The sequence below is a fragment of the Rhizobium sp. BK112 genome, assembly GCF_014193215.1.
In the GTDB taxonomy this organism is placed as follows: Bacteria; Pseudomonadota; Alphaproteobacteria; order Rhizobiales; family Rhizobiaceae; genus Rhizobium; species Rhizobium anhuiense.
Genome location: NZ_JACHYZ010000021.1, coordinates 20,073 through 38,174 on the forward strand (window position 1 = coordinate 20,073; position 18,102 = coordinate 38,174).

An 18,102-nucleotide genomic window follows, 5' to 3' on the forward strand; every position below is an offset into this window, starting at 1 on the left:
CGATGAAGACCTACAAGATCGCCCTTCTGCCCGGAGACGGCATCGGCCGCGACGTGACGGCAGCAGCCTGGGCCGTGCTCGAAAAGGCAGCTCGCCTGAACGAATTTTCTCTGGATGCAACCAGCTATCCCTGGTCCTGCGACTTCTATCTGGAGAACGGCAGCATGATGCCCGCCGACGGCATCGAAACGCTCCGGTCCTTCGATGCCATCCTGCTCGGCGCCGTCGGCTGGCCCCACAAGGTGCCGGATTCCGTCTCGCTGCACGGGCTTCTGCTGCCGATCCGCAAGGCTTTCGTGCAATATGCCAATATCCGCCCGCACCGGCTGCTGCCCGGCGTGCAGGGACCGTTGCGGTCCGACGGTTTCGACATCCTCTGCATTCGTGAAAACACCGAGGGCGAATATTCCGGCGCCGGCGGCCGCGTCCACCAGGGCACCGACAGCGAGGTGGCTGTGGAGACCTCGATCTTCACCCGCAAGGGGGTCGAGCGCATCCTGCGTTTCGGCTTTGAGCAAGCGCGTGCGCGCAGCGGCAAGCTTGCCTCGGTGACCAAGTCCAACGCCCAGAAATATTCGATGGTCTTCTGGGACGAGATCACCCAGCAGCTTTCTGCCGAATATCCCGACGTCGACGTGACCAGCTACCATATCGACGCCATGGCCGCCCGCATGGTCATGTCGCCCGAGAGTCTCGACGTCGTGGTCGCCTCCAACCTGTTCGGCGATATCCTGACCGATCTCGGCGCCGCCATCCAGGGCGGGCTCGGCTTTGCAGCCTCCGCCAATATCAATCCCGATCGCTCGGCGCCATCGATGTTCGAACCGGTCCACGGCTCCGCCCCCGATATCGCCCATCTCGGCATCGCCAATCCGATCGCCGCCATCTGGTCGGGCGCGATGATGCTGGAGCATTTGGGAGAAACGGCTGCCGCCGCAAAGGTGATGGCATCAATCGAGGCGACGACCGCACGCGGCATCGGCGCCATTCCCGGCAAGGACAAGACCGACGCGATCACCGCATCGGTGCTTTCGGCACTTGACTGATCAATGGAGAACAGAATGAACGGATTGAGGGATAGCAGCCTGCTTCGCCAGCAAGGGCTGATCGACGGAGAATGGCGTGGGGCCGCAGCCGGGAATACGATCGAAGTGATCGACCCGGCGACGCAGCATGTGCTGGGCACGGTGCCCGACATGGACGGAGCCGATACGAGGGCGGCAATCGCCGCGGCGGAAAGGGCCTTCGGTCCATGGCGGGCAAAGACCAATGCCGAGCGCGCAGCATTGCTGGAAGCCTGGCACGATCTGATGCTCGACAATATCGAGGATCTGGCGCTGATCCTCACCCGTGAGCAGGGCAAGCCGCTGACGGAGGCGCGCGGCGAAATCCGCTACGGCGCCTCGTTCATCAAATGGTTTTCCGAGGAGGCGCGCCGCATCGGCGGAACGACCATTCCCTCGCCGACGGCGGACCGGCGGATCGTCGTTCTGAAGGAGCCGGTGGGCGTGTCGGCGATCATCACGCCGTGGAATTTTCCGAATGCGATGATCACTCGCAAGGTCGGGCCTGCACTCGCCGCAGGCTGCACCGTCGTCATCAAGCCATCGGACCTGACCCCTTATTCGGCCCTGGCGCTCGGCGTCCTGGCCGAGCGCGCCGGCATCCCGAAGGGCGTGATCAATATCGTCACCGGCCTGCCCACCCGGATCGGCGACGAGTTGATGGCGAACGAGACCGTCCGCAAGATCTCTTTCACCGGCTCGACCCGCGTCGGCTCGCTGCTGATGCGCGGCGCAGCCGACAGCGTCAAGCGGCTCAGCCTCGAACTCGGTGGCAATGCGCCCTTCATCGTCTTCGACGACGCCGATCTCGATCTTGCCGTGGAAGGCGCGATCGCATCGAAATTCCGCAATGGCGGGCAGACTTGCGTCTGCGCCAACCGCCTTCTCGTCCAGTCCGGTGTCTACGAGACCTTTGCCGCCAAGCTTTCCGCACGCGTATCGGCCATGAAGGTCGGGGCCGGCACGGAGGCCGGCACGGATATCGGCCCGATGATCAACAAGGCGGCGATCGAGAAGATCAAGCGTCATGTCGACGATGCGGTGGACAAGGGAGCGAGGATCCTCGCCACCGCAGGTTTCGTGCCTGAAGGCGATCAATATGCCGTGCCGATGGTGCTCGGCGGTGCGACCACCGACATGCAGCTTGCCAGCGAAGAGACCTTCGGACCCGTTGCCCCGCTTTTCCGTTTCGACACTGAGGAAGAGGCGATCGGCATCGCCAACGCCACGCCCTTCGGCCTTGCGGCCTATTTCTACACCGAGAGCCTGAAACGCTCCTGGCGTGTCGCCGAAGCGCTGGAATTCGGGATGCTCGGCCTGAACACCGGGGCGATTTCCACCGAGGTTGCCCCCTTCGGCGGCGTCAAGCAGTCCGGCCTCGGTCGTGAAGGCGCCCAATGCGGCATCGATGAATATCTGGAAATGAAGAGCTTCCACATCGGCGGCCTCGCCTGACCGACAGAACGCAAAGGGCGCCGGGACATGATCCCGGCGCTGGATGATCGGAGCGACGGTCGATCCTCCTGCTGGAGCAACGACGACAAGTCGTTTTGAGCACTCCGCAACCTTTGGCGGATGGCTGCAAATTACGGTGCCTAGACAACATTTCTTTGACGCTGCTTTGACGGCAGGGTGCTACGGCCGATTTGCGAAGTTACGCAGAGGGATTTCAGCCGGTTATGCTTCAATTCGATCATCGTCACAGCATAGATTTACATTTCGCAATCCCGGTTTCCCTTTCCGGTTGCTTGCCAGACGCCGTAGTTGTGGCAGACTGGTCCCCGGATGCTAGGTTTTCCGGCCGCCGAACGAGCGTTTCGGAGGCAACGGGGGCGGGGCCGGTGGATCGCATGAACAAGGAGCACGATCCGTTTCGGATGTTCCTGCTCGGGCCTTTTGCCCTTGTGGACGCCGGGGGGCGCTCGGTTACTCCGAAATCCAAAAAGGCACAGGCTCTTCTGGCGATGCTTGCATTGTCCGCCCGGGGCTCGCGCTCGAGAATCTGGCTTAGGGATAAGTTATGGAGCGATCGCTCCGATGACCAGGCAGCAGCCAGTCTACGCCAGGCGCTTTTGGACATTCACAAGAGTCTGGGGTCGGCACGTGATCTCTTGATTGCGGATAAGAATACGGTTTGGCTGGATACGGACCGACTCGTGCTCGATACCGACTTGGTGGTTCAGACGGAGCGGTCTCCGGATCAAGTCACCGACGAATTGCTCGAAGGTATCGACATCCGCGATCCCGAATTCGAGGACTGGTTGGCGCTGGAACGGCAAAACTGGTATCGCCGTCTCGATGAAGGACAAGTCCACGATGTATTTGAGCCGCGACAGCAGCCGAGCCGCGATGTCGCCAAACATTCCGCGCTGCTGCCGTTAACAGGCGCCCCGGATACGTCGAGAACAGGCAAACCCGTGGATATCGCCAGCAGCGGCCCAAATGGGCGGCGGGTTGGCGGTGAGTGGCAATGGATGATGGCGCTTCTGTCCCCCATCGTGGTGGGTGCCGGAGAGGGCGGACAAATTGCTGCGACACGGTTCCAGAACCTCATTGCAAAAGCCATCATCGATGGGCTGGGATTTGGCGTCACCGACCTCTCCTTCACCTTGCCGAATATTGAAGAGAGCGAACAGCAGATCAGCCTTCCCATATGCCTACAGCTTCGCCTGACGTTTGATGGTGACATGGTGCTGATCGAACTGGTGATGAAGCACCTGATCAACAACCGTATTCATTGGCTGGGCAGTCAGGCAATCAACCGCACGCAGTTCGAGCGGGGCGAATTCGGCATCGCCGCTGCGCTGATCAGCCAGGCCGTCGATCAGTTGGCCTATTTCCAGGAGATGCAGGCAACCGACAGCCGATTGTCGCAAGACGGTCTCCTGATCGACGCCGTCAATGCCATCTTTCGGCTTTCGCGCGGCGACCTGGATAATGCGGAACGGCGCCTGGAAGAACAGATCCAGTATCAGCCGCGATCATCGACTTTTGCCTGGCTGTCCTTCATTCGGACTTTCCAGGTCGGCCAACGTTTCAACGCATTGGATGCTCATCTGATCGAGGAAGCCCAGGCCTATGCACGCAAGGCGCTGGAACTCGATCCGCAGAATTCCGTGTCGCTTGCGCTCGTCGGCCACGTTCATTCGTTCCTGTTCGGCGAATACGACTATGCGGCCAACCTGTTCGAAAAATCGATCCGCCTGAATCCGGCCCTGCCGCTCAGTTGGGACCTCTACGCGATGCTGCACTGCTATGCAGGCCAGCCCGACAAGGCAGTGGCCATGGCGCGTTGGGTACAAGAGCTCGGCGTCTACAGCCCGCATAAATATTACTTCGATACGACCAAATGCATTGCGGCAGCGCTTGCAGGCGATCATGGCGCGGCCATATCTGCGGGCGAAGAAGCCCTGCGGACACGACCGAACTTCAACAGTCTGCTGCGCTATCTTGCCTCCAGTCATGCCCATTCCAACGATCTCGTCGGCGCGCGGCATTACCTGCAGCGTCTTGAGGCGGTCGAGGGCGGCTTCTCTATCAACGCCTTCCGCGGCAGCGGCTATCCGCTGCTCGACACAGGCGGCGGCCAGATCTTGATCGACGGCCTTCTCAAGGCCGGCGCCAAGCTGCGCTGAACCCCGGACAATTCTTCACATCATCGCGCAAGGAGGCTGCAATGGAAGCGGACACCGCCCACGAATCGCAATCAAGAATCGTCTCATTTCTAAACAATTATAAATTCAGGATTGAACCGGATACGGTCCTTCCATGCGAACCCAGGGACAATGCAGGTGCTGATCCTCTCACCGGTGCGTCGGAAGCTGCACCTGATGCAGCCTCCGAACCTGCGCTTTCCGGCACGGATGAAGATGCATCGTCTCTGGCCGCGCCTATGATGGCGACGATGGCCGCAGCCTCGGTCCTCAACAAGAGCGTGGCGAACAAGTCGGTGCTCAACAAGGCGTCGCTGAACAAAAACAAGAACAAAAACAAGAACAAAAATAAGAATAAAAACAAGTCGACGATGGATGGCGCCAGCCTCGGCGTGTCGCAGCTTATCCCCTCCTTCGAGCTGCGCAGGCTACACCAGCAGCCGTCACGCAACGCCTATAGCGCGGCGCGGCGCTTCACCTGGGAAATGCTGGATATACTTCCGCCGCCCGGCCCGGATTATACCCGCCTCGAAACGACGGTGCTCCTCTCCATGCAACGCCGCGACCGCGAACGCGTGCGGCGCCTGCCCGACATCCAAATCGAGTCGACGATCTCCGTGGGAGAATTCACCCGCGCATTGCATATCGAGGATCTCGGCGGCTTCGAGCAGACGGAGGGCCTTTTCCAGGCGATCCTGACGGCCTGCGAATATGTCGGACTGATCTACAAGAGCCAGTTCAACCGGCTGCGGCCAAACCAGTTTGAGCCCATGCTGCGGCCGTTGCTGGCCGTGCCGGTCCACGAGTCCTATCCCAGCAACCATTCGTTCCAGTGCTTTTCGATCGCCTTCGCGTTCTCGACGATCCTGCCGGAACATCCGGCCACCGACGAGCTTGCCCGCATCGCCCAGAACGTTGCCGAAAATCGCGAATGGGCCGGCCTGCACTACCCGAGCGACACACAGGCAGGACGAGATCTCGCCCGACGCTTCGCCCCCTACCTCCACGACGCGTTCGGTCCACTGTTCCAGGCCGTACACGACGAATGGGTCTGAATTCTCCAGCTGCTGCTCAACAGGATTACAACCATGACGGATCAAACACAAATGCCTGAGCCCGCGCCGATCAACTACTACTATCTCTGGCACCTGACTGCTCTTGGCGTAGTCGACGCGGAATACGGATCGGCTCCGCCGGTGCCTCCAGCGCCCGATGCGAGCGCCGCACGCGCGCTGCCCGATCCCCTCATCACTGGCACGGTCTGGGATGCGATCGCTTCCGTCGGCCCGCTGCGACCCGCACGGGTCGCGCTGATCGATGTCGGCGTATCTCCGGATCATCCCAATCTGGCAACCCGGCTTGACCGGGAGGCGTCAATCGATTTGACGACCCATCGTTACGGCGCGCGCGTGCTCGAAATTCTCGATACGACCACGTCCTTTGACCGTGAGGAACGGCATGCCTTCTTCGCGGGGCTCAACATCACTCCGCTCGGCAATATCGGCCTTTCGAATGACGACCGGGACTATCTCAGTGACCTGGTTGCGGAATATGCCGCGTCGGAGGGTGTTCTCCGGCGGCTCTACAATCCGGAATCGCTGTTTGCATCGCATGGTACGTGCTGCGCAGGGCTGATCGTCGGCGAACCCGCCGTTGTTGCAGAAGAAGGCACGCCAAGCCTTCCGCCGGAAGGAGCCTTCTACGGTGATGGTGACGAGCTGCATACGAGCGGCAATCGCAACGTCATCCCCTATTTCGGCGTTGATCCCTTTTCAAGGCTCATCTCGATCAGGACGTCCTTCGAAGACGATGTCAGGCAGTTCATCGCAGCCTTTCTCTATGCCTATCATCAGAAGGTGGACGTGATCGTCATGCCACGCGGTCTGCCTGACCCGAAACGCAGCGTGGTCGATCCAAAGAACGAGCTGAAGGCCGACCTGGAAATATGGAAAAACCAGGATGCCGCCAATCTCTTCGCGCGCATTGCCTTCGCCGACCAGGGTGGGCCTGAACTGGAGCCGAAGGCTGCGCAGATAGGCTCCAATCCCGATCGCCCGTGGCATATCCTCAAACAACTCATCCTCGCCGTCAGCAAGCACATTCCGATCGTCTGCGCCGCGGGAAACAGTGGCGAGAGCCAGCTGATCTATCCGGCAAGTCTTGCCGCCGATGACAACGGCATCATCGCCGTCGGGGCCGTTACCGTCGAAGGTTTCCGTTCGGGCTACAGCAATTACGGCGAAGGACTGACGGTTGTCTCCCCCTCCGACGACGGTGAGGTCTTCAACCGGCATCAGTTACGCCTCGACCGGCTTTCGCCATTTGCCGCGCAGCACGACTACAGTGCCTTTCGAACGCGGGAATACTACTATTCGCACTTCTCGCTGCTGACGACGGACCTGTCGGGGATTTTCGGCTATGATCACGGCTCCGATCCATGGTCGGCGATCGTGCCGTTCGGAACCAATCCGGGCATCGGTGGCGGATACTACACCACCTTCGGGGGCACCTCCGGCGCGTCGGCGCAGGTGGGGGGCCTATGCGCCCTGATTCAGCGGGCCTACAAGAGCCGCCATAGTCCAGGTGACCGCCTCTCGGGGCCTCAGGTCAAGTCCATTCTGAAAGCCGCGTCGCGCCTGGACGCCATTGTCGCACCCGGAACGAGGAAACTGACGGCGGATTGCATGAATGCAGAAAGCGAGGACGCTCTCGACGCGGCCTATTTCTTCGGGTCGGGCCTGCCGAATGCGCGGGCGGCGGTACAGGCGGCTCTGGCGATCTGACCGCTACGGATGCGTTATCCAAAATTCTAAGCCTCCTCGATCGAGGAGGCTTTTTCTTTGTTGACGTCGTTTTTACGGATTTTTAACGCCGAACTGGCGGGCGAATGACGCCCTTGGGGAATAGTGCCTCTCAACCGACGACGCACAACGTTCCGATGTCGCACGAAGTCGTCCCGAACTCCGGCATTTTTGCCCGAGATGCAACCTTGATCCGCCCGAAGACAAACTCACGGAGGCTGCCGATGTCCGCGTCCCGCATACAAGAGTTGGCAGATGAGGCGCGCCGCCTGCTCAAGCGCAATCCCCTGATGGCAAGTACCGTCTCCCTGCAGCGTGTGGCAACACGCAACCTTTTGAAGCGACGCCTCCAATATGGCCGCACGCTTGCGGCGGCTTCGAAGCTCGCCGGTTGTTCGGCTGGAGTAGAGGCATTGTCAGGTTATTTCCCCGACCTTGCAGATGGCGGATACACTCGCCTGCCGGAGCTTCCGCCAGCAGTTGCCGGACCGGTCGGCGCCGACCCTTACCGTTCATCCGTACTTGCAGCCTGGATGGGTGCGCTCGCGCGCAGTCTGGAATGGCAGGCGGCCCGCCCCGATGTGCAGGTCGTCGGCCGCTATCTGCAGCCGGATCTGATCGCATCGGATGTTGAACTCGAACGTCAGCCAGCGTGCCGGCTCGCCTGCGGCATCGGCCTCGTGCACATCGAAAGTCCAGCGCGAAGCCGTATCATGCAAGCCCTCCTCCGCCAATGCATGCCGGACTATCCCCGGCCCGGCTATGCGATCACGGACGATGCGGAATTGGATCGCATCGCCGACCATCTGGAGAAGGCCTTCGCATTGATCGCGGACTTGGACGAGTACGGCCATCAACGTCTGATCGCCGGGCTGCACACGCTTTACGTTGGCGTGCGGCGCGAACCGCACTGCTCCTTTTCGAGTTCGAACGAATTGCCGGGCAGCGCGCTCATCGTCCTTTCCAGGGAGAGATTGCGCGCCGGCGATCATGCCGCGACAGCGGCCCAACTGCTTCATGAGGCGGGGAATATCCTGCTCGGGTTTTATACGACCTCGGGGGGGGCATCCCTGCCTAGCGAGTTCCAATATGTTTCCCCATACAAGAAGGACCTACAGACGTTCGAAAGCATCCTGCATACGGCCTACACCATTCCCTGGGAATGCGCCTTGCGCATGGCATGCCTATCCACCGAGACGGATCCTGAGCGCTGCGCCGGGAAGACGGCATTCATAATTGCCTATGCCGCACGGCAAGTCCCGCTCGTCGATATCGCTCGGAAAGGTATCGAACGTCTCCGCGGCGATGTCCTCCTCGACCTCCCAGACATCGCCGCCATTCCTTTCTGGAGCAGTCGGATCTTGTTCCTCGTGAGCCAGTTGCTTGCCGAAGAGCCCATTGCGCACCGCCAGGCGCATCTTGCCGAGCGCCAGCGCATTCTCGATCGCCAAGCCTGGGATATTGGACAGATGCTGCTGCGCGGCAAGGAGCCGATCGATCCTCGGATGGGCCGGCGCGAGATCGATGACAGCGGCGACAATGTCAGCCTCTGGTATGACGGCAAATTCCACGTGATTGCGAAGACCCCCGACCACGCGATGGGCGAGGATTACGGACACTACGCCGCGACGATCCGCGGGATCGCGCCCAGAGAGATGGAGGCGATCTGATGGTCAACTATCGGTCTCAACGACTACCGGCGGCCGCTAGCGCGCCCGTCGATTTCCCGAACTTCTTCACCCATAGGCTGGGGTGGGGCGGCAGAGGGGCTCTGTTCATCGGCAATAGTGCTGATCCTGTCGAGGAACGGAGCCCCAATGTTACAAGACCTGCGTTCGGCGTCTCTTTGGACGGTTCCAATATGCCGGATGAGGACGAATATGTCTCCACCGCAATGGATCACGACGACGCCTTCCTCACGCCTCTTCGCCATCGTCAACGCGACTTCTCAGGTTTTCGCGAAATCGACTTCGTGATTATCGGATGCGGCGGCTTGGGCTCGCAGATTGCCATCCAGCTTGCGGCCCACGGCGCGCGCCATTTCTTTCTCGTGGATGCGGATCGTATCGACGAGAACAACTTGAACCATGTCCCATGGGCGAGCGAAGCTGATCTCGGCCGGTTGAAGACGGACAAGCTGGCGACCTGTCTGGCCGCGTGTTTCTCGGCCAAGGTCTTCGCTTTGCCGGAATTTGCGGCAGGGGCCGCAGCGCTCCGATTGATCGCAGATTACGCCCACAATCCGTTCGTTGTTCTTGCCGGCGACGATTCTCATCCGGCCCAAGAGTTCCTGACGGCCTGCCACGCATCGAAAGCCGGCCTGCCGCCCCATCTGCATGTCGGCCGCTCCGAAGCCTATGGCATCGCAGGTCCCTCGGTCGCAGTGCATGAGGACGCCTGTCCCGTCTGCCATTGCGCCGCCCAGGTCGCAACCGACGACGGCTTTCTCGCTCCACCGGCCGCTGCCGAGAACGCATTTATCGCCGGCCTTGCCGTGTCGCGGGTTGCCCAAAAATGCCTTTCGAGACACTCGGCCGCACGGGGACGCCGATGGATATTGGACCTCAAAAGCAATCAGGCCGAGCTACGTTCTCGCTGCGAACACCCCGAATGCAAGGTATGTCCATGAACACACTATCTTTGTCGGGATATTGCTGCTCCGTTGGCGCAACCGCAGGAAAGAACGATGAGCTGACGATATCCGAAGCTCTTTGCGATCCACTGATCGCCATGGTGATGCGCGCCGATGGCGTGACCTCCGAAGAATTCAAGCGACTCCTTGAGGCGGCAGCCCGTGAGCTGAAAGCCAATCTGGCTAGCTGATGGTTGACGAGAATGTGTGGTCGATCTCGGTCCGAAACCATGGCCCGGCATTGGCACTGGCCGCCCCGCGGAGTTCAGGCGCAATGAGATTCGATATGTTGAGAAGCTTCCCAACAATAATTCTTGTTTTTGCCGAAGGGAAAGATCGCCGGGTGATCCGTACCGCTCGCGAGGCTGCCCAACTGTTGCTGAAGGAATGGCCCACCGACGATGGTGAGGAATTCCTCACGGCGGTGAGAATCTGTTTGGAGGTCCTTACCGGAGAGAGCGAACCCGAGAAATTGCATGAGGCAATCGTCCGCGCCGCATATGAAGCCGGTATTGCAGCGATCACCACTGATAACCGCCTTGGGATTCTCAGGATCTATCCAGTCAGCGAAGCCAGATAATTGACCGCCGCGCAGGTGCTTATCTCAATCCTGCCCCATCGCGCCGCTTCGGTTGGAACAGCGGCTGCAATCGGACTGATCCGGCCCGTTACTGGAAGCGGTCGAGCGTCTTGTAGTAAAGCCCGACCAGCGGCAGGAACCACGGTTTGCCGAAGTGACCGGGAACGGCAGGCCAGTCGAGACCCTTGATTGGGTTACGGTCGGCCTTGCCGAGGATGGCGTCGGCCATGATCATGCCGAGATGGGTGGAGAGTTGGGCGCCGTGGCCGGAATAGCCCATGGCATACCAGACACCGTCGACATAGCCGGCGCGCGGATAGCGGTCCTTGGTCATGTCGACGAGCCCGCCCCAGCAATAGTCGATCTCGACGCCGGCAAGCTGCGGAAAGATCTCAGCCAGGCTGGCGCGCAGAATATCGCCGCTCCTTGCGTCCGATCGCTGATCCGACGTGGCGGAAAAGCGGGCGCGACCGCCGAAGATCAGCCGATTGTCCGGCGACAACCGGAAATAATTGCCGATGTTCATCGACGTCACGCAGGTGCGGTTGCCCGGCATCGTCGCGGCAATTTCGGCGTCGGTCAGCGGACGGGTGGCGATCAGGAAGCTGCCGACGGAAACGATCCGGCGGCGGAAATAACTGAAGAGCGACGGCGTATAGGCGCCTGTCGCGACCAGCACGTGGTCGGCGGTGACGGTGCCGCGTGCAGTCGTAAGGCTGTGGCGGCCGTTGCCCTGCCGATGTGCCGTCACCGCCGCCTTTTCGAAAATGGTGGCGCCGTGGCGGGCAGCGGCGGTGGCGAGCCCGGCGACATAGCGGCCCATATGCATCATCGCGCTCTTCTTCGAGAGCATGGCGCCATGGAAGGGCGAGCCGACCTCGCTTTTCAGCTCATTGGCGGTCAGAAGTGCGGTATCCTGATCGACCTCTTTGTGGACAGCCTCGAAATTGCGGGCAATGGCATCGAAATGCTGCGGCTTGGAAGCAAGCTTCAGCTTGCCGGCGCGGCGGAAATTGCAGTCGATCCCCTCCTCGGCGATAACAGCCTCGATCGTGTCAATGGAATCGTCGAGTGCCCTGTAAAGCGCGACAGCTCGCTCCGCGCCGAGTGCTGACTTGGCGGAGAGGAAACTGTGGGCGAGCCCATTGTTGAGGTGTCCACCATTGCGTCCCGATGCCCCCCAGCCGACCCGTTCGGCCTCCAGCACCACGACCTTGACGCCGGCCCTTGCAAGCTGGCGCGCCGCGGCAAGCCCGGTAAAGCCGGCGCCGATGACGGCGACATCGTAATGTCCTTCGACGGGGCCTTGTGCGCCGCCGGCAAAGGCTGGTGCCGTGTCGTGCCAGTAGGATTCGAACTGCATCCGCGTGCCTCCGTCAGAGCCCGACGACGCCAGGCAGGCCCGAGATGTCAGGAATTTCGACATAGCCGTAATAGGGATTGGCCGGCTCGTGGCCGCGATTGACCCAGACCTTGTTCTTGATGCCGAGATCGTGGGCCGACATCAGGTCGTAGCGGAAGGAGGACGAGCAGTGCAGCACGTCTTCCGGCCCGCAGCCGAGCATATCAAGCATATATTCAAAGCCCTTGAAGCGCGGCTTATAGGACTGCGCCTGCTCGGCGGTATAGACCGCATGGAAGGGCGCGCCGAGTTTTTCAACGTTCGACATGATCTGCGAATTCATCGCGTTGGAGAGGATCACCAAAGGGATTTCCTTGGCGACCTTGGCGAGCCCGGCCGGCACGTCCGGATGCGGCCCCCAGGTCGGAACCCGCTCATAGATCATCTTTGCCGCTTCATCGCGAAAGGTCACGCCATTGCGCTTGCATGTCCGCTCGAGTGAATTGTGCACCACCTCGGCATAGGGTTTCCAGTCGCCCAGGATCTCGTCGAGCCGATAGGCGGCGAAATTCTTGATGAACTCCGCCATGCGCCGCTCGTCGAGCTCTTCGCCGTAGAGATCACGGGCCGCTTCCGCCATCTGAAAGTTGGTCAGCGTGCCGTAGCAGTCGAAGGTGATGTATTTCGGACGAAACGTCGTCATCTGCGTATCCTTGAATGATCGGAACTGGGGACGTGTCACAATCATAAGCACCGCTTCCCCCGCAGCTCGCCTGAATTGGCAGCATCGGAAGCAGAATCTATCGTATCGAAAGCGGGGTTTGGCAGAAGGTTGCGCGCATTCGCCCGCAGGCAACGGCCGGCGAAGTGACGCTTTCAATCACCGTCGTGATCATGATCGTGATGCGACGGAAGGTCGAGGCCGAAGGTTTTGACGAGATCGGCCACCTGAGCCGGGCTGAGGAAACGGGGATTGAGGTTGCGCAACAGCAGATAGAGCTTTGCGGTTTCCTCCAGTTCCTCAGTGGCGAAGACCGCCGCTTCCAGGCTGTCGCCGGCGACAACAGGTCCGTGATTGGCCAGAAGCACCGACGAATACTTGCCCGCCAGCCCGCGGATGGCATCGGCCACATCAGGATCGCCCGGACGATAATAGGGCACCAGCGCGGTTTCGCCGGCGCGCATCAGATAATATGGCGTCATCGGCGGCAGGGCGGCGCGCGGATCGATCTCCGGCAGCATGGTCAGCGCCACCGCATGGGTGGAGTGAAGATGGACGATGGCGCGGGCGCTGCCGCGCGTGTCGTAGAGGGCCGTGTGCAGCGGGATTTCCTTGGTCGGCTTGTCGCCGGACAGGAGCCGGCCTTCGGCATCGAGCCTGGAGATCCGTGCCGGGTCGAGAAAGCCGAGCGAGGCATTGGTCGGCGTGACCAGCCAGCCGCCGTCCTCCAGCCGCAACGATATGTTGCCCGACGAACCGGGCGTCAGCCCGCGCTCGAACAGCGAGCGGCCGTATCGGCAGATTTCCTCACGCAGGCGCGCGTCGGACATGACAGTTCCTCCAATATTACGCAGTTGCCCCTTCGATCAGTTCAAAGCCGAGATCGACGGCCTGCGGCGGCGCGTTGGCGACGACCATCTGGGCGGCTATCTGTCCCGTCGCCACGCGCGGCGTTCGGATGGTCGACAGTGGTTGCGGTGTTACCCGGCCGATATCGAGGCCGTTATAGCCGAAAATGGCGAGCGTCGAGGGGATCGCGATCCCTTGAGCCAGACAGTGAAAATAACCACCCAGCGCCATGTCGTCGTTGGAGAAATAAACCGCATCGAGATCGGTCGTCCGGGCAAGCAGCCGCTCCAATCCCAGCCTGCCGTTTTCCACGGACGAGGCGCCGGCAAGAATTTCACGGGCGACGAGCGGTGCGTCATGCGCATCGAGCGTCTCGCAAAAGCTGGAAAACCGCTTGCCGGCACGGGTATCGCGGTTGAGGTCGTGACCGACATAGCCGATCCGGCGGTAACCCCGCTTCAGCAGGAAGGCCGCACTCTCCCGCCCGGCCGCGCGGTTCGAGAAGCCGACGGCGATATCGAGAGCATCGCCATCCAGATCGAGCAGTTCCACGATCCGGCAGCCGCTGGCGCGCAGCATCTTCACCGTGCCCTCAGTGTGCTCGTATCCCGCCAGCATGACCGCCGCCGGCCGCCAGGCAAGCATCGCGGCGGCGAGCGCCTCCTCCTTGCCCGGATCATAATCGGTCACGGAGAAAACCGCCTGGTACCGGTTCTCCTCCAGAACGGCGCTGGCGCCGCGCAGCACATCGGGAAAGACGATGTTGGAGAGCGACGGAATGACGAAGGCGACAAGACGCGACCCGGTGGAGGCGAGCGTTCCGGCGATCCGGTTCGGCACATAACCCAGCCGCTCGACGGCGGCCATCACCCGCTCCCGCGTCTTGCCGGAAAACGAACCATGGTTGCGCAGCACGCGCGACACCGTGCTCTCGCCGACACCGGCCGCCTCCGCGACTTCGGCAAGCGTGACCGTCGCCTGATGTTTGAATTCCATCGTTACGTTTGAACCCGGCTTTTAGGATGGTTGCCCGGGCCTGACCGTCCGGCGCGACCACCGCGTTGTCCCCATTTTTCACTGCTCCCGCCAAGAAGCAAGGTTTTTTTGGCAGCGCTACCAATTTGCTGTTGGCAGCGCTGCCAAAATGGATTAATGAAAATGGCAGCGCTGCCAAAAATGGCTCGGCGTGCCGCGGGAGGATCGACAGGGACCGCGGCAACAATCGGAGGAGAAAATCATGACGCTGCAGACGCAGGCGCCAATCGCTGGCGAATATACCGCTGAAGCCGCGGAAGACCGTGCCTATGGCAAGGTCTTCTGGCGCATCGTACCCTTTTTGATGCTGTGCTACGTGGTCGCCTATCTCGACCGCGTCAATGTCGGCTTCGCCAAGCTGCAAATGTCGAGTGAACTCGGCCTTTCGGAAGCCGCCTACGGCATCGGTGCAGGCATTTTCTTCATCGGCTATTTTCTGTTTGAAGTGCCGAGCAACATCATCATGAACAAGGTCGGCGCGCGGGTGTGGATCGCCCGCATCATGGTCACCTGGGGCATCATATCAGCCGCCTTCATGTTCACCTCGTCGGAAACCGTCTTCTATGTCCTTCGTTTCCTGCTGGGCGTGGCCGAAGCCGGATTTTTCCCCGGCATCATTCTTTATCTGACCGCGTGGTATCCGGCCCACCGCCGCGCCAGGATTATCACCACCTTCATGTCGGCGATCCCGATATCCGCCATTTTCGGCAATCCGCTTTCGGGTCTCCTGATGGACAGCTTTCACGGCACGCATGGTCTTTCCGGCTGGCAGTGGATGTTCCTGATCGAAGCCATTCCGGCCATTCTTTTCGGTGTCGCGACGTTCTTCTATCTTGATGATACGATCCAGGGCGCGAAATGGCTGAACGATGAGGAAAAGCGCGTGCTGACGGCCAATATCGAGGCGGAGAACCGGGGCAAGACGGCAAGCCCGCACAGCATCGGTGCAACGCTGACCGACCGTCGCGTCTGGCTGATGTGCCTGATCTATTTCTGCTTCGTGCTCGGGCAATATGGGCTGAATTTCTGGATGCCGACCATCGTCAAGGCCTCGGGCGTCAGCGGAAACCTGAATATTGGCCTGATTTCGGCGATCCCCTATATCTGCACATTCGTCGCGATGCTGGCACTCGGACGTTCCGCCGACAGGCTGCGTGAACGCCGCTGGCACCTCGTCGTCCCGGCTCTGATTGCCGCCGGTGGTTTTGTCGCGGCGACCATGGCGACGAGCACGACGGTGTCGATTGTCTGCCTCTCGCTGGCGGCAGCGGGCGCGATCAGCTGCGCGCCGCTCTTCTGGTCGCTTCCGACAGCTTTTCTTGCCGGCACCGGCGCTGCGGCCGGCATCGCCTGGATCAATTCGGTCGGCAACCTCGCCGGGTTTCTCGGGCCGTTTCTGGTCGGCTATCTCAAAGACTTCACCGGCACCAACAGCGCCGGCATGTATCTGTTGGCGGCCGCGCTGGTCATTGGCTCGCTGGCCGTGTTGACGGTTCCGGCGAAAACCGTCAATCGCTGAACTCGCGCATAACCCCGAAAATCGGAATCGATTTTCGGAAAGGATGATGCGCAAATTCAAAATGTTAGAGCGTCCTTAGCGCGTCTTGTAGACGCACGGCGCTCTAGAGCCCCTCCGGGACGCTACCCGGAGGGCACAGACCTTCCTCAGGAGATGGAGAACCTCCTCATGTCACCGCTTGCTGAAAACCCGGGCTCCGCCGTTGTCGCAGCCGTCATCGGTCTTGGTTCCATGGGGCTCGGAATGGCCCGGTCGATGAAGCGCGCAGGTCTCGACGTCGTCGGATATGACATCACGCCGGCGGCGGTGGACCGCTTCATCGCCGAGGGCGGGCGCGGCGCGGCGACCCCTGCCGATTCGGCAAAGGGCGCCGACATTGTCGTCTCCGTGGTCGTCAACGGCGCGCAGACCGAGGCCGTACTGTTCGGGCCAGAAGGTGTCGCGCATGCGATGAAGGCCGGTGCGGTCTTCATCTCGTCGGCCACCATGGATCCCGCCATTGCACGCAACCTGGCGCAAAGGGTGGAGGCTCTCGGCCTGCATTATCTCGACGCGCCGATTTCGGGCGGCGCCGCCAAGGCGGCGCAGGGCGCACTGACGATCATGGCTTCCGGCTCCAGACAGGCCTTCGACACGGCGCGCCCCGGACTCGAGGCCATGGCCGGCAAGGTCTACGAGCTAGGCGATGCGGCCGGAAAAGGTGCTGCCTTCAAGATGATCAACCAGCTTCTCGCCGGCGTGCACATCGCCGCCGCCTGCGAGGCCATTACCTTCGCCGCCAAGCAGGGCCTCGACCTCGACAAAGTCTATGAGGTGATCACGGCTTCGGCCGGCAATTCATGGATGTTCGAAAACCGCGTGCCGCATGTGCTGGCCGGAGACTATACTCCGCTGAGCAGCATCGAGATTTTCGTCAAGGATCTCGGTATCGTCCAGGACATGGCCCGCTCCGAGCGCTACCCGGTACCGCTCGCGGCAGCGGCCTTGCAGATGTATCTGGCCGCCGCTGGAGCGGGCATGGGCCGCGACGACGATTCCTCGCTGGCGCGGCTCTATGCCCAGCTTTCCGGCGCAGAATTGCCCGGCTCCGCCAAAGAGCCGCAGAGCCTGTAGAGGGAACACGAGACATGCCGGTTTTCGCCGCCAACCTGACGATGATGTTCAACGAATGGGCATTCCTCGACCGTTTCGACGCCGCAGCCGATGCCGGCTTTACCGCCGTCGAATATCTCTTCCCCTACGAAGCCCCGCCGGAGGCAATCGCCGAGCGGCTTGCCCGCAACAATCTGCAGCAGGCCCTGTTCAACCTGCCGCCGGGCGACTGGGCAGCCGGCGAGCGTGGCATCGCGGCTCTTCCCGGACGCTTCGATGCGCTGAAAGCCGATGTCGAGCGGGCACTGGACTATGCGGCGGCGACGGGTGTCAAGCGATTGCACTTGATGGCCGGCATCGCCGACCCTCATGACCAAGACGCCTCTTCCTCTTACCGGCGCTCCGTCACCTATGCTGCCGAGCGGCTTGCGGAAAAGGGCATCGATCTGCTGCTCGAGCCGATCAACGGGCGAAACATGCCGGGATACTTCCTCAACGACTTCGGCGCGGCCGAGCGGCTGATTGCCGAATCCGGCCTGCCAAACCTGAATCTCCAGTTCGACATCTATCACCGGCAGATCATCCATGGCGACGTCGTCATGGCGTTGCGACGCCTGCTGTCGATCACCGGTCATATCCAGATCGCCAGCGTGCCGTCCCGCAACGAACCGGACGGGGAGGAACTGAATTATCCCTATCTGTTCGGCGAAATCGACCGCCTGGGATATGGCGGTTTCATCGGTTGCGAATACATCCCACGCGGCCACACGCTGGACGGTCTTGGCTGGTTCAAACCTTTTGCACGGAGCTAGAC

16 protein-coding genes are annotated in these 18,102 nt (G+C 61.2%); 12 read left to right on the forward strand and 4 right to left on the reverse strand.

Annotated features, from left to right (window positions below; translation table 11 throughout):
* Positions 1-2 precede the first annotated feature (2 nt).
* The 9 genes from FHT75_RS33275 to FHT75_RS33315 all read left to right on the forward strand — a co-directional run bounded on the left by FHT75_RS33275 (position 3) and on the right by FHT75_RS33315 (position 10,730).
* On the forward strand, positions 3-1,046 hold the full coding sequence (locus tag FHT75_RS33275; RefSeq protein ID WP_028755633.1) for a tartrate dehydrogenase: 1,044 nt from the start codon (positions 3-5) through the stop codon (positions 1,044-1,046).
* A 15-nt stretch (positions 1,047-1,061) separates the two neighbouring features.
* Complete coding sequence (locus FHT75_RS33280) at positions 1,062-2,519, forward strand: NAD-dependent succinate-semialdehyde dehydrogenase (RefSeq protein ID WP_028755632.1); 1,458 nt, start codon at positions 1,062-1,064, stop codon at positions 2,517-2,519.
* Positions 2,520-2,743: 224 nt separating this feature from the next.
* A complete protein-coding gene (locus tag FHT75_RS33285; RefSeq protein WP_183845604.1) occupies positions 2,744-4,699 on the forward strand; it encodes an SARP family transcriptional regulator in 1,956 nt (651 codons plus the stop codon).
* 41 nt (positions 4,700-4,740) lie between these two features.
* The gene (locus FHT75_RS33290; RefSeq protein ID WP_028755630.1) at positions 4,741-5,772 is read left to right on the forward strand and encodes a phosphatase PAP2 family protein; all 1,032 of its coding nucleotides are present in this window, start codon (positions 4,741-4,743) and stop codon (positions 5,770-5,772) included.
* 33 nt (positions 5,773-5,805) lie between these two features.
* A complete protein-coding gene (locus FHT75_RS33295; protein ID WP_028755629.1) occupies positions 5,806-7,500 on the forward strand; it encodes a S8 family serine peptidase in 1,695 nt (564 codons plus the stop codon).
* Between the two features lie 104 nt (positions 7,501-7,604).
* On the forward strand, positions 7,605-9,188 hold the full coding sequence (locus FHT75_RS36455; RefSeq protein ID WP_063473495.1) for an aKG-HExxH-type peptide beta-hydroxylase: 1,584 nt from the start codon (positions 7,605-7,607) through the stop codon (positions 9,186-9,188).
* A 191-nt stretch (positions 9,189-9,379) separates the two neighbouring features.
* Complete coding sequence (locus tag FHT75_RS33305) at positions 9,380-10,147, forward strand: ThiF family adenylyltransferase (protein WP_245294523.1); 768 nt, start codon at positions 9,380-9,382, stop codon at positions 10,145-10,147.
* On the forward strand, positions 10,144-10,341 hold the full coding sequence (locus FHT75_RS33310) for a hypothetical protein (RefSeq protein ID WP_063473493.1): 198 nt from the start codon (positions 10,144-10,146) through the stop codon (positions 10,339-10,341). Before FHT75_RS33305 ends, FHT75_RS33310 begins: the two co-directional genes overlap by 4 nt.
* Positions 10,342-10,424: 83 nt before the next feature.
* The gene (locus tag FHT75_RS33315; RefSeq protein ID WP_063473502.1) at positions 10,425-10,730 is read left to right on the forward strand and encodes a DUF982 domain-containing protein; all 306 of its coding nucleotides are present in this window, start codon (positions 10,425-10,427) and stop codon (positions 10,728-10,730) included.
* An 88-nt stretch (positions 10,731-10,818) separates the two neighbouring features.
* On the opposite strand, the gene FHT75_RS33320 is transcribed toward FHT75_RS33315, so the two are convergent.
* From FHT75_RS33320 to FHT75_RS33335, 4 genes are all read right to left on the reverse strand, one after another.
* A complete protein-coding gene (locus FHT75_RS33320; RefSeq protein ID WP_063473492.1) occupies positions 10,819-12,093 on the reverse strand; it encodes an NAD(P)/FAD-dependent oxidoreductase in 1,275 nt (424 codons plus the stop codon).
* A gap of 13 nt (positions 12,094-12,106) precedes the next feature.
* Entirely contained in the window at positions 12,107-12,775 is a 669-nt protein-coding gene (locus tag FHT75_RS33325) for a haloacid dehalogenase type II (RefSeq protein WP_063473491.1), read from the reverse strand.
* Positions 12,776-12,948: 173 nt separating this feature from the next.
* Positions 12,949-13,623, reverse strand: coding sequence for an aldolase (locus FHT75_RS33330; RefSeq protein WP_063473490.1), 675 nt, complete (start codon positions 13,621-13,623; stop codon positions 12,949-12,951).
* 16 nt (positions 13,624-13,639) lie between these two features.
* Positions 13,640-14,638 carry a LacI family DNA-binding transcriptional regulator gene (locus tag FHT75_RS33335; protein WP_063473489.1) on the reverse strand — a complete coding sequence of 333 codons (999 nt, stop codon included), beginning with the start codon at positions 14,636-14,638 and terminating at the stop codon, positions 13,640-13,642.
* Positions 14,639-14,879: 241 nt separating this feature from the next.
* Here FHT75_RS33335 and FHT75_RS33340 point away from each other — a divergent pair, with 241 nt between their 5' ends.
* The 3 genes from FHT75_RS33340 to otnI all read left to right on the forward strand — a co-directional run bounded on the left by FHT75_RS33340 (position 14,880) and on the right by otnI (position 18,100).
* Positions 14,880-16,196: an MFS transporter gene (locus FHT75_RS33340; protein WP_097596126.1), complete on the forward strand. Its 1,317-nt coding sequence runs from the start codon at positions 14,880-14,882 to the stop codon at positions 16,194-16,196.
* Positions 16,197-16,364: 168 nt separating this feature from the next.
* Entirely contained in the window at positions 16,365-17,309 is a 945-nt protein-coding gene (gene ltnD, locus FHT75_RS33345) for an L-threonate dehydrogenase (protein WP_063473487.1), read from the forward strand.
* A gap of 14 nt (positions 17,310-17,323) precedes the next feature.
* On the forward strand, positions 17,324-18,100 hold the full coding sequence (otnI, locus tag FHT75_RS33350) for a 2-oxo-tetronate isomerase (RefSeq protein WP_063473486.1): 777 nt from the start codon (positions 17,324-17,326) through the stop codon (positions 18,098-18,100).
* Positions 18,101-18,102: the final 2 nt, after the last annotated feature.

Bases quoted from the DNA above. Each gene is read 5' to 3' on its own strand.
- FHT75_RS33305 (WP_245294523.1), top strand. From the start codon at position 9,380: ATGCCGGATGAGGACGAATATGTCTCCACCGCAATGGATCACGACGAC.
- FHT75_RS33330 (WP_063473490.1), bottom strand. From the start codon at position 13,623: ATGTCCGACGCGCGCCTGCGTGAGGAAATCTGCCGATACGGCCGCTCG.
- FHT75_RS36455 (WP_063473495.1), top strand. From the start codon at position 7,605: ATGACGCCCTTGGGGAATAGTGCCTCTCAACCGACGACGCACAACGTT.
- FHT75_RS33340 (WP_097596126.1), top strand. From the start codon at position 14,880: ATGACGCTGCAGACGCAGGCGCCAATCGCTGGCGAATATACCGCTGAA.
- FHT75_RS33310 (WP_063473493.1), top strand. From the start codon at position 10,144: ATGAACACACTATCTTTGTCGGGATATTGCTGCTCCGTTGGCGCAACC.
- otnI (WP_063473486.1), top strand. From the start codon at position 17,324: ATGCCGGTTTTCGCCGCCAACCTGACGATGATGTTCAACGAATGGGCA.
- FHT75_RS33295 (WP_028755629.1), top strand. From the start codon at position 5,806: ATGACGGATCAAACACAAATGCCTGAGCCCGCGCCGATCAACTACTAC.
- FHT75_RS33285 (WP_183845604.1), top strand. From the start codon at position 2,744: ATGCTTCAATTCGATCATCGTCACAGCATAGATTTACATTTCGCAATC.
- FHT75_RS33280 (WP_028755632.1), top strand. From the start codon at position 1,062: ATGAACGGATTGAGGGATAGCAGCCTGCTTCGCCAGCAAGGGCTGATC.
- FHT75_RS33315 (WP_063473502.1), top strand. From the start codon at position 10,425: ATGAGATTCGATATGTTGAGAAGCTTCCCAACAATAATTCTTGTTTTT.
- FHT75_RS33320 (WP_063473492.1), bottom strand. From the start codon at position 12,093: ATGCAGTTCGAATCCTACTGGCACGACACGGCACCAGCCTTTGCCGGC.
- FHT75_RS33290 (WP_028755630.1), top strand. From the start codon at position 4,741: ATGGAAGCGGACACCGCCCACGAATCGCAATCAAGAATCGTCTCATTT.
- ltnD (WP_063473487.1), top strand. From the start codon at position 16,365: ATGTCACCGCTTGCTGAAAACCCGGGCTCCGCCGTTGTCGCAGCCGTC.
- FHT75_RS33275 (WP_028755633.1), top strand. From the start codon at position 3: ATGAAGACCTACAAGATCGCCCTTCTGCCCGGAGACGGCATCGGCCGC.
- FHT75_RS33335 (WP_063473489.1), bottom strand. From the start codon at position 14,638: ATGGAATTCAAACATCAGGCGACGGTCACGCTTGCCGAAGTCGCGGAG.
- FHT75_RS33325 (WP_063473491.1), bottom strand. From the start codon at position 12,775: ATGACGACGTTTCGTCCGAAATACATCACCTTCGACTGCTACGGCACG.